Origin of the sequence: Simkania sp. (assembly GCF_965215465.1) — a bacterium.
Taxonomy (GTDB): domain Bacteria; phylum Chlamydiota; class Chlamydiia; order Chlamydiales; family Simkaniaceae; genus Simkania.
The window spans coordinates 807,829-821,307 of sequence record NZ_OZ244056.1 but is presented as its reverse complement, the minus strand read 5'-3'; the positions used below and the strand labels follow the sequence as shown (position 1 = coordinate 821,307).

At 43.4% G+C, this 13,479-nt stretch carries 17 protein-coding genes; 6 read left to right on the top strand and 11 right to left on the bottom strand.

All coding sequences use genetic code 11. From position 1 onward, the window contains the following. Positions 1-14: 14 nt before the first annotated feature. Together ACOOFG_RS03810 and ACOOFG_RS03805 are read right to left on the bottom strand one after the other, a co-directional pair. Entirely contained in the window at positions 15-359 is a 345-nt protein-coding gene (locus tag ACOOFG_RS03810) for an STAS domain-containing protein (protein ID WP_420422317.1), read from the bottom strand. Between the two features lie 100 nt (positions 360-459). Beyond that, positions 460-690 (bottom strand): KH domain-containing protein, encoded by a 231-nt coding sequence (locus ACOOFG_RS03805; protein WP_420422316.1) that lies wholly within the window; start codon positions 688-690, stop codon positions 460-462. A 275-nt stretch (positions 691-965) separates the two neighbouring features. Between ACOOFG_RS03805 and ACOOFG_RS03800 the strand changes: the two genes are divergently transcribed. Beyond that, the gene (locus tag ACOOFG_RS03800; protein WP_420422315.1) at positions 966-1,514 is read left to right on the top strand and encodes a hypothetical protein; all 549 of its coding nucleotides are present in this window, start codon (positions 966-968) and stop codon (positions 1,512-1,514) included. Here the strand turns inward: ACOOFG_RS03800 and cutA are convergent. The 3 genes from cutA to murC are packed head-to-tail and all read right to left on the bottom strand — an operon-like array spanning position 1,483 to position 3,855. After that, positions 1,483-1,824, bottom strand: a complete 342-nt coding sequence (gene cutA, locus ACOOFG_RS03795; RefSeq protein ID WP_420422314.1) for a divalent-cation tolerance protein CutA — start codon at positions 1,822-1,824, stop codon at positions 1,483-1,485. The genes ACOOFG_RS03800 and cutA overlap by 32 nt on opposite strands. Next, positions 1,817-2,572 (bottom strand): cell division protein FtsQ/DivIB, encoded by a 756-nt coding sequence (locus tag ACOOFG_RS03790; protein WP_420422313.1) that lies wholly within the window; start codon positions 2,570-2,572, stop codon positions 1,817-1,819. The genes cutA and ACOOFG_RS03790 overlap by 8 nt, the downstream gene beginning before the upstream one ends. Next, a complete protein-coding gene (murC, locus tag ACOOFG_RS03785) occupies positions 2,569-3,855 on the bottom strand; it encodes a UDP-N-acetylmuramate--L-alanine ligase (RefSeq protein WP_420422312.1) in 1,287 nt (428 codons plus the stop codon). The genes ACOOFG_RS03790 and murC overlap by 4 nt, the downstream gene beginning before the upstream one ends. Before the next feature lie 75 nt (positions 3,856-3,930). On the opposite strand from murC, the gene ACOOFG_RS03780 reads away from it, so the two are divergent. Together ACOOFG_RS03780 and ACOOFG_RS03775 are read left to right on the top strand one after the other, a co-directional pair. Then, positions 3,931-4,947 carry a linear amide C-N hydrolase gene (locus ACOOFG_RS03780; protein WP_420422311.1) on the top strand — a complete coding sequence of 339 codons (1,017 nt, stop codon included), beginning with the start codon at positions 3,931-3,933 and terminating at the stop codon, positions 4,945-4,947. Between the two features lie 164 nt (positions 4,948-5,111). Then, positions 5,112-5,870, top strand: coding sequence for an alpha/beta fold hydrolase (locus ACOOFG_RS03775; protein ID WP_420422310.1), 759 nt, complete (start codon positions 5,112-5,114; stop codon positions 5,868-5,870). 22 nt (positions 5,871-5,892) lie between these two features. Here ACOOFG_RS03775 and ACOOFG_RS03770 read toward each other — a convergent pair whose 3' ends face one another. Continuing rightward, positions 5,893-6,822 carry an MFS transporter gene (locus ACOOFG_RS03770; RefSeq protein ID WP_420422309.1) on the bottom strand — a complete coding sequence of 310 codons (930 nt, stop codon included), beginning with the start codon at positions 6,820-6,822 and terminating at the stop codon, positions 5,893-5,895. Continuing rightward, on the bottom strand, positions 6,722-7,126 hold the full coding sequence (locus ACOOFG_RS03765) for an MFS transporter (protein ID WP_420422308.1): 405 nt from the start codon (positions 7,124-7,126) through the stop codon (positions 6,722-6,724). Before ACOOFG_RS03765 ends, ACOOFG_RS03770 begins: the two co-directional genes overlap by 101 nt. A gap of 264 nt (positions 7,127-7,390) precedes the next feature. Here ACOOFG_RS03765 and ACOOFG_RS03760 point away from each other — a divergent pair, with 264 nt between their 5' ends. The 3 genes from ACOOFG_RS03760 (at position 7,391) to ACOOFG_RS03750 (ending at position 9,089) form a co-directional block, all read left to right on the top strand. Continuing rightward, complete coding sequence (locus ACOOFG_RS03760) at positions 7,391-8,053, top strand: hypothetical protein (RefSeq protein ID WP_420422307.1); 663 nt, start codon at positions 7,391-7,393, stop codon at positions 8,051-8,053. Between the two features lie 72 nt (positions 8,054-8,125). Beyond that, on the top strand, positions 8,126-8,449 hold the full coding sequence (locus tag ACOOFG_RS03755; RefSeq protein WP_420422663.1) for a leucine-rich repeat domain-containing protein: 324 nt from the start codon (positions 8,126-8,128) through the stop codon (positions 8,447-8,449). A 124-nt stretch (positions 8,450-8,573) separates the two neighbouring features. Continuing rightward, positions 8,574-9,089: a hypothetical protein gene (locus ACOOFG_RS03750; protein WP_420422306.1), complete on the top strand. Its 516-nt coding sequence runs from the start codon at positions 8,574-8,576 to the stop codon at positions 9,087-9,089. 321 nt (positions 9,090-9,410) lie between these two features. Here ACOOFG_RS03750 and murG read toward each other — a convergent pair whose 3' ends face one another. The 4 genes from murG to murD are packed head-to-tail and all read right to left on the bottom strand — an operon-like array spanning position 9,411 to position 13,478. Then, positions 9,411-10,529 carry an undecaprenyldiphospho-muramoylpentapeptide beta-N-acetylglucosaminyltransferase gene (gene murG / locus ACOOFG_RS03745; protein WP_420422305.1) on the bottom strand — a complete coding sequence of 373 codons (1,119 nt, stop codon included), beginning with the start codon at positions 10,527-10,529 and terminating at the stop codon, positions 9,411-9,413. Then, entirely contained in the window at positions 10,496-11,635 is a 1,140-nt protein-coding gene (locus tag ACOOFG_RS03740; RefSeq protein WP_420422304.1) for an FtsW/RodA/SpoVE family cell cycle protein, read from the bottom strand. The genes murG and ACOOFG_RS03740 overlap by 34 nt, the downstream gene beginning before the upstream one ends. After that, positions 11,632-12,306 (bottom strand): LysM peptidoglycan-binding domain-containing protein, encoded by a 675-nt coding sequence (locus tag ACOOFG_RS03735; protein ID WP_420422303.1) that lies wholly within the window; start codon positions 12,304-12,306, stop codon positions 11,632-11,634. The genes ACOOFG_RS03740 and ACOOFG_RS03735 overlap by 4 nt, the downstream gene beginning before the upstream one ends. Beyond that, positions 12,303-13,478, bottom strand: coding sequence for a UDP-N-acetylmuramoyl-L-alanine--D-glutamate ligase (murD, locus tag ACOOFG_RS03730; protein ID WP_420422302.1), 1,176 nt, complete (start codon positions 13,476-13,478; stop codon positions 12,303-12,305). The genes ACOOFG_RS03735 and murD overlap by 4 nt, the downstream gene beginning before the upstream one ends. Position 13,479: the final 1 nt, after the last annotated feature.

The window sequence follows — 13,479 nt, the reverse complement described above, 5'->3', positions numbered from 1 at the left end:
CTCCATAAGCGGGTCTAAAAAGCATTGATAGCTTCTTGCTCTGTTTGGTAAATGCTTAGGATACGCTCAAAACCTGCCATTTTGATGATCTCCATGACCTCCTCGCCAATTGAGCAAAAGTGGAGCTTTCCACCAGAACCTTTTAGTTTTTTTGTTGTAGAAAGAAGAAGTCGCATTCCAGCACTACTCAAATAATCAACTTTCGCAAAGTCGAGAATGAGTTCGGTTTTCCCTGCTGAAATAAGTTCTGTGAGTTTGTTTTCTAAAATAGGTGCAGAAGCAGCATCTAACCTTCCTTCAATCCGAAGAACAGTCTTTTGCTTAACTTCATTAATTTTGACATTTAACCCGACGGTCATTTTGATTCCTTTCGAAGCATGCTATATTGGACAGAATACTTATTAAAATAAATATTGTAAACCACCCACCGTTTTTCAGTGATCAGTGAGTGGTTTGTAACTATTGGACAATCTCCAATCGAACTTTTCGGCCAATGCGTGCAGCAACTGTCATTGCAATGGTCCGGAGGGCTTTAATCGTCCGTCCTTGACGTCCAACCAATTTCGCAACATCTTCATTGTCGACAACAATTTCTACGACTGTACTTTTTTCACCGTCAAATACGTTGATTTTCACATCATCGGGTCGATCGACTAAGTTCTTAATTAAATAGCTTACAAATTCTTCCATGTCATACCTTCACATTATCGTTTTTACATGATGCTTCCCACACTTCAATGAATTTATAGATTTAAAAATCGTGTACGTGAAACTCACACAAGAACTCTAACATTCCTCAACTATTTGGATCAATCATTTCTCAATTTTTTGGTTGAGAACTTATGCAACTCGTTTAATGCTAGATTTTAACATTAACCATTTAAAAACAAGTGTTTAGGAAAAATTATTTTCTACACAAATTAATTAGTTCGAGTTAAAATAAAAATGAGGAGGAGGAAACCCATATGCTTAATCCCTTATTCAAAACACCCGAAAATAAACCCAAAGCCCTTGGAGAAGAGCTTTTTGAAGATGTCTCAAGCTTTTTTGCTTGGTACGAATGGGTCAGACATGCCAACGATTCTCCAGATGGAATTCGAGATCTACTGACCATCATGCTAATCACTCAATGCCAGACACTCACAACCGAACAAGAAAAAGAGGCTATGGAAAAGCTTGAGGCTGTGAGGGAAAAGTTAGATGGGGGAACAATGCGTTTTGATCAGATTCCGGAAGCCATCAATCGCATCCTCGACTTTCTGGTGGAAGCCAACCCTAGAAGCCGCCTCATTTACTACGCTTTAAGGATTGAAATTTCCATGCGACTCAAGCATAAATCTCCATCGGATGAGCTTGTCATCTTAATGGAAGAAATGATGAAGCGGGTCCAAGCGTACATGCCGACCATTCAAGCAGAAGCCATCGCCTACCGTCTAGAGCAGTTCCTCGAAAGCCCTCTCTCAGACAAGGACATTGCAGAACTCAAGAATCACCTCTGGACGCTGATGAAGTAACTGCCTCTGAGAGCCACTCGAGGTAGGTTGCATTCCCATCCAATATAGGAAAGGCCAAAATCGCAGGAACGTCATAACTTGCGTGGCTTTCAATATAGGACTTAATCCTTTCAAAATGAACTGACTCAGTTTTGAATAAGACCTTAACCTCCTGGTCTGATTCTATCTGCCCTTCCCAATGGTAGATCGACTCGATTTGAGACACGATGTTTGCGCAAGCAACCAGCTTTTGTTCAACGAGTTCCCGAGCAATCTTTCTCCCCTCATCGAGGCCTGAGCAGGTCCATTCGATTTGAATGTATTTATCCATATTTCTTTTCCTTAATATATGCCAATTTTGGAAGACGCAGGTCGATGATTTTGTCTCCTTCTGGAGTCTCGAGCAAAAGATACCGTTTGAATTCCTCCCTATAGCATAGAGGCGTCAGACGAAGATAGTGCTTCCCAGTCTCGACACTTAGAACCAAAACAACTTCTCTTCGTCCCAGCGAGGGATGTGTTGCCTGTGTCACATCGAGAGATTCAACTTGGAAAAAATCAATTTCTCCCTCGAGATAATCTAGAATTTCATAAGCTAAGGCGCGATTTTTTATGGGCTCACGCCACTGAGCTGGAGGTTGTCCTAAATAGAGCTTCGGCATGTTTTTTGGGGTGTAAAAAGGAGAAAAGGGGAAAGGATGTCCTTCCCGATCGAGGGCGAGATTTTCATAATCTGCTAAAAAGACGTAAGGTTTGCGTAAACTGTAATCAATCGATAAAATCCCTGGTGCAATCCGTTTGACTTTAGCTTCTTTGATGACAGGACTTTTTAAAAGCTTCTTTTCAGCAACTTTCTCACGAATTCCCTTGCTTGCCTCGTCTCCAGAAAGGTCAAGTAATTCTGCCAAGTAGGCAGTTTTGAGTGCTTCTTTTTCAGGACCTGTTTGAGCAATGATTTGGATGGGAACACCAGCCACCCGGCAAGCTTTTTTTTCCTGATAGAGGCGATAAAAGTAAGAGCCGCTTGCCAAGCACAAAGAAATGAAAACAATTGTGCCAAATAAAAGCACCCGTTTCATACTAAGTTCTCCAGGATTTGTGGTCCTAAATGCGTGATGTCGCCAGCACCAATGGTCACGACAACATCACCTTCTTGAAAGGTGGGAAATTTGTTCCAATAAATGCTTCCTGAAATTTGCTCCGCAAGTCTCTCACCACTGATCCCTTCAATGGGAATTTCTCCTGCAGAGTAGATGCCTGTAATATACACTTCATCAGCTGCGTCAAATGCCGTCGCAAACTCTTGCATGCAATCCCGCGTGCGGGTGTAGCGATGGGGCTGAAAAATAGCAACTAAGCGGCGCGTTCCAATAGCTTGTTTCAGTGAGGTTAAAAGAGCTTTCACTTCCGTTGGATGGTGCGCATAATCGTCATAGACTACTACCCCTTTAGCTTCTCCTTTTTTCTCAAGTCGCCTCTTCACTCCCTTAAAAGTGCGAAAGGCTTCTCTAAGCGAAGCCTCTGAGACTCCATAAGTCATGGCGATGGCCCAAACGGCACATGCATTTAAGGCTTGATGTGTTCCAACAAGAGGAAGAACGATGTCTTTAAAGCAATCCTCTCCATACAAAATCGAAAATCGCAATTGCATCCCTTCTTGATGCACAGATTGGAGTTGCCAATCAGCATACTTCGAGGTGCCATACGTGATTCCCTGCAGATCAAGTGAAGCTAAGAGCGGATCATCCTTGCACCAAACAAGCGTTTGCACATGAGAAGCAAACTGGCGAAACCCCTCAATGAGCTTTTCTTCATTTTTCCAAAAGTCCAGGTGTTCGATTTCCAAGTTGGTCAAGATGGCTGCTTCACCCCCATAGTTTAAAAAGGAGCCGTCGCTTTCATCTGCTTCTGCAACAAACCACTTGCTGTTGCCATATCCCCCATTTTGCCCAGTATTGTTTAAGATTCCCCCAACTGCGTACGAGGGAGAGAGCCCAGCTGTAAGAAAAACCCATGCAAGAAGGCCCGACGTCGAGGTTTTCCCATGTGTGCCAGAAACAAGCAGTGGAGCCTGCCCTTCCATCAACTTTCCCAAAAACTGAGAACGGTGGTATAGAGGACACCCCAACTTTTTTGCCTGCTCAAGCAGAGGATGGCCTTCTTTAATGGCGCTGCTAAAGACAACTTGAGACTCAGAGTCCATCTCATTACTTATCACAGCTCCTTTGTCTTCCAAAGCCTGCACGACAGCACTTTGACTCTGGTCTGATCCCAAGACTTTTTCCCCTTTCTCAAGGAGAATATGCGCTAAGGCGCTCATCCCGATGCCACCGATGCCTAAAAAATGGGTCTTCTCATTCATGCCATTTAGTTTTGCATTTTCCCCTCTATAGGGCAAGCGCTGGACGAAAAAAAAACACTCATTTATCTAGAAGATATGATGAAGAGAATATTGACACTTCTTTGTACCCTCCTTTGGTTGCCCCTTCAAAGTTGCACCGACTTTCTACTCAAAGATGCACAAGGGCAAGCTGTTGTGGGACGCTCCATGGAGTTTGGGGTTGATTTAGAGCCTCAAGTCCTGCTGAGCCCCTCAGGAGGAAAATACACCAGTCGGGTTTTCAACAATAAACCGGGACTTTCTTGGACAAGTCAATACAGCTACGTTGCCGTGACAGCCTTTGCTGAAGAGATCGTGACGGATGGCATGAACGAGGCAGGTCTCTCTTTTGGACTGCTCTGGTTCCCCGATGTCACAGATTACCCTAAGGCGAACCCAGCCGACAGTCAAAACTCAATCGCTTTAAGAGATCTTGGAAGTTGGATTCTAGGAAGCTTTGCAACGGTTGATGAAGTGCGCACTGCCATCGAAAAAGTTCAGCTTTGGCCACACAAAGTACCAAAAATCCCCTACATTCCCCCAGTGCACCTCTCTATCCACGACAAAAGTGGAAAAAGCCTGGTCGTTGAATACCTTAAAGGAAAAGTGATGGTTTTCGACAACCCCGTTGGGGCTTTAACAAATACTCCAGAGTTTCCATGGCAAATCACCAACTTAAGTAACTACCTCAATCTCACATCGATCAGTGAAAGCCCGCTTCGTTTAGAGAATGTTGAAATTCATCCTCTCGGCATGGGATCAGGTCTTTTAGGAATTCCTGGAGATTGGACTTCTCCTTCCCGCTTTGTCAGAATTGTCACCTTGAAAAACATCATCAATAAAGCTCCCAATCCGCGTGAAAATGTCAATGCAGCCTTCCATCTTCTCAATACAGTCGATATACCATTTGGAGCTCTCAAATCAGCTGATGGCAGCTACATTTCCTACACGCAATGGGTTGTCGTGAAAGATTTCAAAAACATGTATATGCACTACCGCTCCTACAATGATTTGAATATCAAATCGATCAAGCTAGAAGGAAGCAAACGCAAAATTTTCCCCCTAAAACCCTAATAACGACCTAAGGATATTCAGATGGATTTTCGATTTTTTTCAGGTTTCCAAGATCAAAACTGCCGCATACTTGAAAAAGTAGAGACAGTTTTGATCTTGGAAACATGGGAAAAAGAAAAATCTCAGATGAGTGTGCATAGGTCGTTATTAGGGTTTAAAGTAACATGCTCCATTACAAGCTAGAAGGAAACGGTCCCCTTACCCTCGTCTGCATACATGGACTTGGCGGGTCTCTTAGTGATTTTGACTTTCTCACAGAACGCTTACAAGAAAACACTCAAATCTTGCGCGTTGACCTGCGCGGGTTTGGTCAATCTGAAAAACCCTTAGCACCGCCTTATAATTCTGAGCTCTGGGCCAGAGATGTCAAGCAGCTGCTCGACTCCCTCAACTTAGGACATGTGGTCCTATTAGGACACTCCATGGGTGCCCGCGTTGCAACATATTTCGCCCATCTTTTTCCAAAAACGACATTGGGATTGATTGATCTCAACATCACTTCTTGGGGCGCCAACCCAGCTGCGCAAGATAAGCTCACTCGTTTTGCTCAGCGCATCGAAAAAACAGGAATGGAAACGGCCAAGGTGATGATTCCACCCTTTGAAGATGAAACCATCAAACAGCGCGTGACAGATTCGATCATGAGTTGTGATCCTCAGGCATTCGCCTTAGCACTCACCTCTGTTGCACATGATTACGGAAACAAACAGCCCTCTTCTTTCTACGAAGACATCTCTTGTCCAACCCTCATCATCCTTGGAGACCGCGACACAGCACCTCTCCAAGGAGCCTTAGACCTTCAAAGCCAAATCTCCCAAGCTTCTCTCGGGATCATCCCACGTTGCGGACACTACTCTATGCTTGAAAAACCTGGCCTCGTCACTGCAATGATTTCAGATTTCTTGAAATTCCTTTGTCATTAAGAATCTGTAAGACTGAGTGCAACTAAGTCTCACTAGAAGTTTGTTTATCTTTGATGAAAAAGGTCACCGATAGTGCGGCAAAAACAGCGACAATACCCCATAAAATCAGAGGAAGTTTGATAATGACTGTTGCAATGAAACCACTGAGAATCGCCGAGAGAGATTCAGCTGCAACTTGCATCGATTGGTTATTCCCCATCACTTTGCCTTGAATCCGTTTATCAACGGCTGTTGAAAGCAGTGTTGCGCACGATGGCAAGCAAAATGCTAAAGCCGTTGCAGTGAGAAACAAAGTCACCCATAGAGCATTTTTTTCTGGAGGAATCACAATCACAATCATAAAAATGGCCATGAAAAGCGCCGAAATGATCGTTGCTTTCCTTGGGGTGATATACCGGGAAAGAAAGCCTGTCAGCCATAAGTTTGACAAAACAATTGGGACGGCAACCCAAGCAATAAAATGAGAGAGCTCATTGACTCCCATGCCAAATTCCGAGGTTAAATACATGGGGTAACAGCGGAAAAAACCAAAAATCGAAAGATAAATCAAAAAGTTCGAAAAATAATAAATTCGAATCTTTTTTGAGGTGAAGATCGAAAAGATGTTGGTAAAGGCTGCAAAATAAGGAATTTTCTCCGTTGAATAATCCTTATCATGCGTTTCTTTAAACGCTATCATGGTCCACAGCAAATTAATCAGAAGAAGCAGCGTCGTCGCAAAGAAAGGTGTCGAATAGGAAAACCAAGACACTAACTGCTGATCCGCAAGCTTTCCTCCAAATAAGGGCCCCATAATAAAGGCAAAGCTCACACTCGTATAAATATAACCAAAAAAGCGTCCTCTGTTTTTTTCATGGGTGAGATCTGCTATCGCCCCTTGCGCAATGGCAATATTTGCTTCGGAGAGCCCCGCAAAAAAACGTGAAGAATATGACCCAGAAAATGTTTCCAAAAAAGAGTGAAAACGAAATCAGTGCATAAAAAACAGTCGCAGCAAAAAGAGAAATGACAAGCAAACGCTTTCTACCAAAGTGATCAGAGAAAGCACCAAAAACCGGAGCTCCTAGAAATTGCCCCAAAGGGTAAACACAAAGTGCTACCCCCAATAGGACCGTTCGCAATGATTCCGGAAAGTTGTGAGGCAAGATCGCTTCACTTCCATGAAGCAGCATCGGAGTAAAAATCGTGATCATCAAGCTATAGCCAAAAAACCCGAGGAAAATCACAAAGTAAAGAGGAAAAAGACGCCTTAACATCGATTGACCCACAGAAAATACCTCTGAGAAAAATTTGCGCTCAATTATTGGAATAACCTTACACGTTCATAAAGTCAAATATGTCGGACATTCTAAGCCTTGCATTAGTGAATAGAGCTAGATCCTTTCCCAAAAAACCATAAACCGCTAATGCAAAATAAGATATAAAACTAAATAATTAAAATTAATTATATAGATATTAATTAAATAAAATGTTACAATTTATGAATTAATTGAAACTATTATCAAATAGAGGGGCACGGAATGGAAAAAACTAGAACTAATTCTAATGCTTTTGTTGCAGAATTTGTTTCTCAATGCTCTAAATATGAGCAACTTACTGAAGATCAATTTACACAAATCATCTCAAAGCATGAAGGAGAGACCTCCATTGAGCAAGCTTTCGCTTATCTTAATGCAAGTCGAAAAGCCTATCAACTCCCACCTGTGCGATGCGGACATCCACAGAAAGCTTCTGAAGCATATATTGCTGGAACTCAATCTCTTCGAAATGAAATTCTACTGAATTTTACTCCTCAATCGGATCCTTTACTCGAGATTCTTTCTCATCTAGGGAATCCTATACACACAGTTGCTCACGGAATGGAAAAAGAGCACCGATTAATCCCTAGACTCATCCTTGAGCTAGCTAAGATTGAACAGGTCTCTCCTGAAGTCTTTGTTGAGAAAATCCAAAAGCATCAGGGTAGCAATCTAGCCATTAAAGCTATGTCCTATCTCAATGCCGAACGCGCGCAATTCAACCTCCCACCTATCCGCAACACTGATCAAACGATTGACATTGTGGAACTCTACAGAGAAAGACATGAACAGAAAAGAAACCGCTTGATTTTGTGCGAAGCTTTGCGTATTCCAGTTAACTCTACTGATTCTCCTGAGTCGGTTACAAAGACATTAAACAACTGACTTGATTCAAATGGTGGAGACCTCTCTTGCGTTGATTTATCAGGTAAAAACCTAACATGGCTACCCCCAGAAATTGGAAAGCTTTCTCATTTAGAAACTCTTCTTCTCCACAACAATCAACTGACCTCCTTGCCTCCGGAAATTGGAAATCTCACTCATCTAAAACGACTTGATGTCTATAACAATCAGCTGATTTCTATACCTCCGGAAATTGAAAATCTTACTCATCTATGTTTGGTAAAAGACGATTCTATAATTCTACCACGCCAAAAAGCTGACTCTAGTAACTATAAAACAACTCAAAAAGTTGTAGGTTTTTGTCTCGGGGCATTATTAACGATTACGGCTTCTTATCTGACCTTTTTTAACTCACAAACCCCTACCTCAACCACTTAAAACAGAAAACAAACCAAATTCACGAACAATTTATAACTTTGAAGGGAAAGGAATGGAACAAACTAGAACTATCTCAAATGTATTTGTGGCGCAATTTGTTTCTCGTTGAGCTGAATCTGAACAAATGACTGAGTCTGATTTTATTCAGCTCATCTCAAAACAAGAAGGAAAGACCTACATTGAGAAGGCTTTCGCTTACCTTAATACAAGTCGAAAAGCCTATGATCTCCCTCCTGTGCGATGCGGACATCCACAAAATGCTTCTGAAGCCTACATTGCGGGTGCTCAATCTCTTAGAAATAAAATCCTACTGAATTTTCCTCCTCAATCAGAACTCTTACTTGAGGTTCTGACTCGCTTGGAAAACCCCTTACATACTGCGGCTCTCGGAATGAACGAAGAGCACCGGTTAATCCCTAGACTTATCGTAGAGCTTGCCGAAATCGAACAGGTCTTCCCTGAAGTCTTTGTTGAGAAAATCCAAAAGCATCAAGGCAGCAATATAGCCATCAAGGCTATTTCTTATCTCAATGCAAAACGAGTCAAGTTAGACCTACCCCCTATCCGCAATACTGACCAAGCGGCGGACATTGTAAAACTCTACCAAGTCGGGCATGCTGAATGGGAAAGACATGAATAGAAGAGAAACCGCCTAATCTTATGCAGAGCTTTACATATTCCAGTTAATCCTTCTAGTTCCCCTGAGTCGGTTGCTCGATTAAAAAGGAAGGAACATTGGCAGACTCCGTTTGTCAAATAAAAATCTTAAATGGCTACCCCCAGAAATTGGAAATCTGATTAAGCTATGTTGGATTGAGCTCAACCACAACAAGCTGACTTCTTTGCCTCCAGAACTTATCAGACTGAGTTGCGAGATGCTTTTAGAAGGCAAATCCGATTGTTGAACAAACTCCTTAAGCAAGGATAGAGAATAGAAACATTATAGACGTGAGCCGTAAGATTATTGATTCACAAAATCAAAGATCACTGAGCAGAAGTCTTCTTTGTCTTCTGCTTTCTTGAAATCTTGGAGAGATTTTTTCATCGTCCTGAGCTTTTCCTTTTGGCTCTCAAGAAGGTCTTCGATGACTGAGACCAGGCGATCTGAGTTGAGCTCGCGTTCGGGAAGCTTGACACCTCCTCTGATTTCCTCTGCTACAAAGGAGGCATTTTTGCCTTGATGGTTTTCTGTAGCGTGAGGATAGGGAATGAGAATCCCCGGAATGCTAAACTCGATTTGCTCTGCAAGGGTGGCTGCACCCGCACGGGAGATACTCAGGTCGGCTGCGGACCAGGCAAAGTCCATCTTATCTTCAAAGGGTTTGACAGAGGCTGGGATGTTATATTTGGAGTAGATCTCGCGGAGTTTTTCGGCGCGCTCTGGATTTCCGACAATGTGCACCACTTGAAAGTGAAAGTCTTTGGCAAGAAGTTTTTCAAGAGATGCGCAAAAGAACCGGTTAATAGCTTGAGCACCTTGTGATCCACCAAAAATGAGAAACGTCAATTTGTCTTTGTCTAGTTGAAAGTATTCGCGAGCTTTTTCGGGGGTGATTCCGTGGTTTTTCTTGAGGAGAGGCATCCGGACACAGATAGTTTTTCCATTGAGATATTTTGCGGCGCGCAAAAAATGAATCGCTGTGAATTTTGCCCAGCGGGAACAAAAGCGGTTGACTTTTCCGGGCACGGCATTGGATTCAAAAAGGATGATTGGAATGCGGCGAAGTTTGGCGGCAAGTAAAATGGGAAAGGAATGAAAGCTTCCAAAGCCAATCACAACTTGTGGCTTAATTTTACCGAGGTGATGGAGGGATTGCAGAGTGCCCTTGATGAGATGACAAAAAGCTTTGAGGAGTTTAATGGGATCTTTTTTGTAGGGAGTTGCGCTGGCAATTTCACGGTAGGGAAAATGGCCTTTTTGGAAATAGGGATTATTTTCCAAGCCGGGACTCATGAACACGGTTTCTAGCTCTGGCTCTCGTTGAATCAGGTCGAGGGCTAGGGCTTGAGCCGGGAAAAGATGACCTCCGGTTCCCCCTGCTGCAATCACAATCTTGTGTGGCTGACGACCTTTTTGCATACTAATTGTTTCTCCTTCTCTCGCTTCGGTTTTCTTGCAACATTGACAATCAGTGTCAGTGCTATCGTATTGGCAATAAGAGAAGATCCTCCTTGGCTAAAAAACGGTAAATTCGTTCCCTTGCTGGGAAGCAGGCCAGAAACGACGCCTAAATTCAAAAAGGCTTGCAGCGAGACTAAAAAAATCATGATCGCCGCGATGATGTAGCCCTGCTTTTCCCCCGCGAGGGACGCATTGCGGAACCCACTATAGGCAATGACCATATAAAGTAACACTAAAAATAAAATTCCAAGAAATCCGAACTCTTCGGCATAGATGGCAGCAATGTAGTCACTACGAGCTGTAGGCAGATAGTTGAGCTTTTGGACACTTTCTCCAACTCCCTTTCCTGTGATGCCTCCTGAACCGGCTGCAATCTTCGCTTGATAGGGTTGATGTCCCTTCCCAAGCAAATCAAGCTCGGGGTTCATGTAAACGCGAAGACGGTGTTGGACGTGGGTCATTTGAAGCGCGCAAAAGACGCCAACAGAACCCAGAACGAGAACGGGAAGGAGCCAGTAAAGCCAACGGATCCGGCAAAGGAAAAACAGCGCAATCATTGTCATGAGCAATATTGCTACGGTCCCGTTGTCGGGTTCGATCAAGATTAGAAACAGGGGGACACAAAAAAGAGCGATGACGGAGTAAAAGGTTTTCCAGGACATTTTCTCTTCTTTTTTGAAAAAGAGATGGATGAACATGAGAGGCATCACGAGCTTCATGAGCTCTGAAGGCTGAAATGAAAAAGGGCCTAAGGCAATCCACCTATAGGCCCCATTGATTTGTTGTCCTATTCCTGGGATAAACACCGCCACTAAACAGGCAAGCAAGAGATAAAAGAGAGTGGGCGTCCATTTGAGTATCTTTTGGTAACCATAAAACCAGACGATCATGGCCAAAGCGATACTAAAGCAGGCATAAATGACCTGTTTCATGGCAGCATGGTGAGTGTTGACCTGAAGATTGCGATCGAGCACTTCAGCTGAAGTGGTCCCAAAAACCATGAGCAGTCCGATTGAAAAAAGAAGGGTGATACACCCTAAGAGAAAAAAGCTACTTTTGTTCACTTGATTCTTAACTTATCACCAGGTCGTAAGCGCTTGGCTTTCGCTTCGTCCATGTTGTTGAGATCGAGTAGCTCTTCGACTTGCATCCCATTTTTTTGGGCAATTGTCCAGGGATTGTCTCCTCCTTTGACAATGTAGTACTTGCCATCAGACTGAGCTTTTTTCTTTGCGACTTTTGTTTGAGCTTTCGCAGGAAGTTTCAAAACCTGACCAATCTGAAGTCGGGAAGAAGAAAGGCCATTGAGCTTCATGATCTCTTCTACAGAAACGCTGTTGTGACGGGCAATCCGCTCTAAAACGTCCCCTTTTTCGACGGTCACGGTGCGAAAATCTTCGGTAGTTGCTTTCAGCGGTGCTTTGGGCGCTTCTGCTTGAGCGACTGCTTTCGGTTCTGGAGTCAAAACGGGAAGAGGAAGCGACTTTGTTTCCGTGCTTTCTTTTACGGCAACTTTTGCGCTATATTCACTGATCACTTGATCAATTTGATCACCGCTAGAGGATGTCTTTGCCGGTTTTGTGACAGCTGTTTCAATCGCTGCGACTTGTTCGCTTGCGACTGCAAGAGAACCTTTTTCTTCACGATGACTTGGTTTGACTGCACTGACAAAGAGCACAACAAGGAGCCCAGCATTGATCAGTGCTGCGACAATAATCATATCTCTTCGGTTCATATGCCTCTCCTCAACTGCTGAATCGAATTCTTAAATACGTCTCCCCGCTGCGCATAATTTTCAAATTGATCAAAACTTGCGCAACCCGGCGAGAGCAAAACCGTATCGCCATCTTCTGCTATCTGACTGGCATGATGGGTAGCTTCATCAAGGGTTCCCATCTGATGGACTTCGTAAAACGGCGCCAACATTTCTTGCAACTTTAAACCAGCCTCACCAATTGTCAAAACGGCTTTTACTTTTTTTCCAAGCCCTTCTTTCCAAGACTCAAACGAGAGTCCTTTACTGTCCCCTCCAACAATCAAAAGGATTGACCCTGGAATGCGACTGACTGCGTAAAGTGTGGCCGCAGGGTTAGTTCCTTTACTATCGTTAATAAACGTCACCCCATTCCATTCACAGACATACTCAAGGCGGTGTGGAGGTTTTTCAAAAGTTTCTAAAGCTTGAAAAAAGGCTTCTTCGCTTAAGTTAAACTTCTGACAAACCGCAAAAGCAAGCGCCAAAGTTTCTTGGTCTAGCTTGGCCCAGTATCCCTGCTTCGGCGATAGTTGTAAATAAGAATCCGCATCAATCGATTGCACCTTTGAAAATCGGCCATCATCCAGCTTTTTTGGGACAAAACAAACCCCTTTTTCTTTCAAGCAATCCGCAATGTGCCACTTGGTATTTGCGTAAGCTTCAAAGGAGGGATAACGATCCATATGATCAGGCGTGATATTCGTAAGGATTGCTGCATCGAGAAGCTTTGTTTGCAAGGTTTCTAGTTGATACGAACTGAGTTCAATCACAAGCAGGTCATCATCCTGATCAGACGCTGCATAAGCTGCTAAACTTTCACCAACATTGCCAAGCGCTTTGCCACCAAGTGCGTGGGCAAGAAAGTTTGTGAGTGTTGTCTTCCCATTCGTTCCAGTGACGCCAATAGCCGCTCCTTTAAGATGACGAAAAGCAAGTTCCGCCTCGCCAATGACGGGAACGTTTCTTGTTTTCAAGGCTGAGGGAAGGGGATGACCTTGAGGAATTCCTGGAGATAAAACGGCGAACTCAAAGTCACCAGCAGGCACTTCAACAGTTTGATCAGCAATAACAACTTCATAACCGAGTTTAAGCAGCAATTTTTCTGCTCCCCTGCCACTGATGCCATATCCTACTATAAGTACTGTCTTCATC

Coding starts and splice junctions, on each gene's coding strand:
- ACOOFG_RS03810 (WP_420422317.1), bottom strand. CDS start 359: ATGACCGTCGGGTTAAATGTCAAAATTAATGAAGTTAAGCAAAAGACT.
- ACOOFG_RS03805 (WP_420422316.1), bottom strand. CDS start 690: ATGGAAGAATTTGTAAGCTATTTAATTAAGAACTTAGTCGATCGACCC.
- ACOOFG_RS03800 (WP_420422315.1), top strand. CDS start 966: ATGCTTAATCCCTTATTCAAAACACCCGAAAATAAACCCAAAGCCCTT.
- cutA (WP_420422314.1), bottom strand. CDS start 1,824: ATGGATAAATACATTCAAATCGAATGGACCTGCTCAGGCCTCGATGAG.
- ACOOFG_RS03790 (WP_420422313.1), bottom strand. CDS start 2,572: ATGAAACGGGTGCTTTTATTTGGCACAATTGTTTTCATTTCTTTGTGC.
- murC (WP_420422312.1), bottom strand. CDS start 3,855: ATGAATGAGAAGACCCATTTTTTAGGCATCGGTGGCATCGGGATGAGC.
- ACOOFG_RS03780 (WP_420422311.1), top strand. CDS start 3,931: ATGATGAAGAGAATATTGACACTTCTTTGTACCCTCCTTTGGTTGCCC.
- ACOOFG_RS03775 (WP_420422310.1), top strand. CDS start 5,112: ATGCTCCATTACAAGCTAGAAGGAAACGGTCCCCTTACCCTCGTCTGC.
- ACOOFG_RS03765 (WP_420422308.1), bottom strand. CDS start 7,126: ATGTTAAGGCGTCTTTTTCCTCTTTACTTTGTGATTTTCCTCGGGTTT.
- ACOOFG_RS03760 (WP_420422307.1), top strand. CDS start 7,391: ATGGAAAAAACTAGAACTAATTCTAATGCTTTTGTTGCAGAATTTGTT.
- ACOOFG_RS03750 (WP_420422306.1), top strand. CDS start 8,574: ATGACTGAGTCTGATTTTATTCAGCTCATCTCAAAACAAGAAGGAAAG.
- murG (WP_420422305.1), bottom strand. CDS start 10,529: ATGCAAAAAGGTCGTCAGCCACACAAGATTGTGATTGCAGCAGGGGGA.
- ACOOFG_RS03735 (WP_420422303.1), bottom strand. CDS start 12,306: ATGAACCGAAGAGATATGATTATTGTCGCAGCACTGATCAATGCTGGG.
- murD (WP_420422302.1), bottom strand. CDS start 13,478: ATGAAGACAGTACTTATAGTAGGATATGGCATCAGTGGCAGGGGAGCA.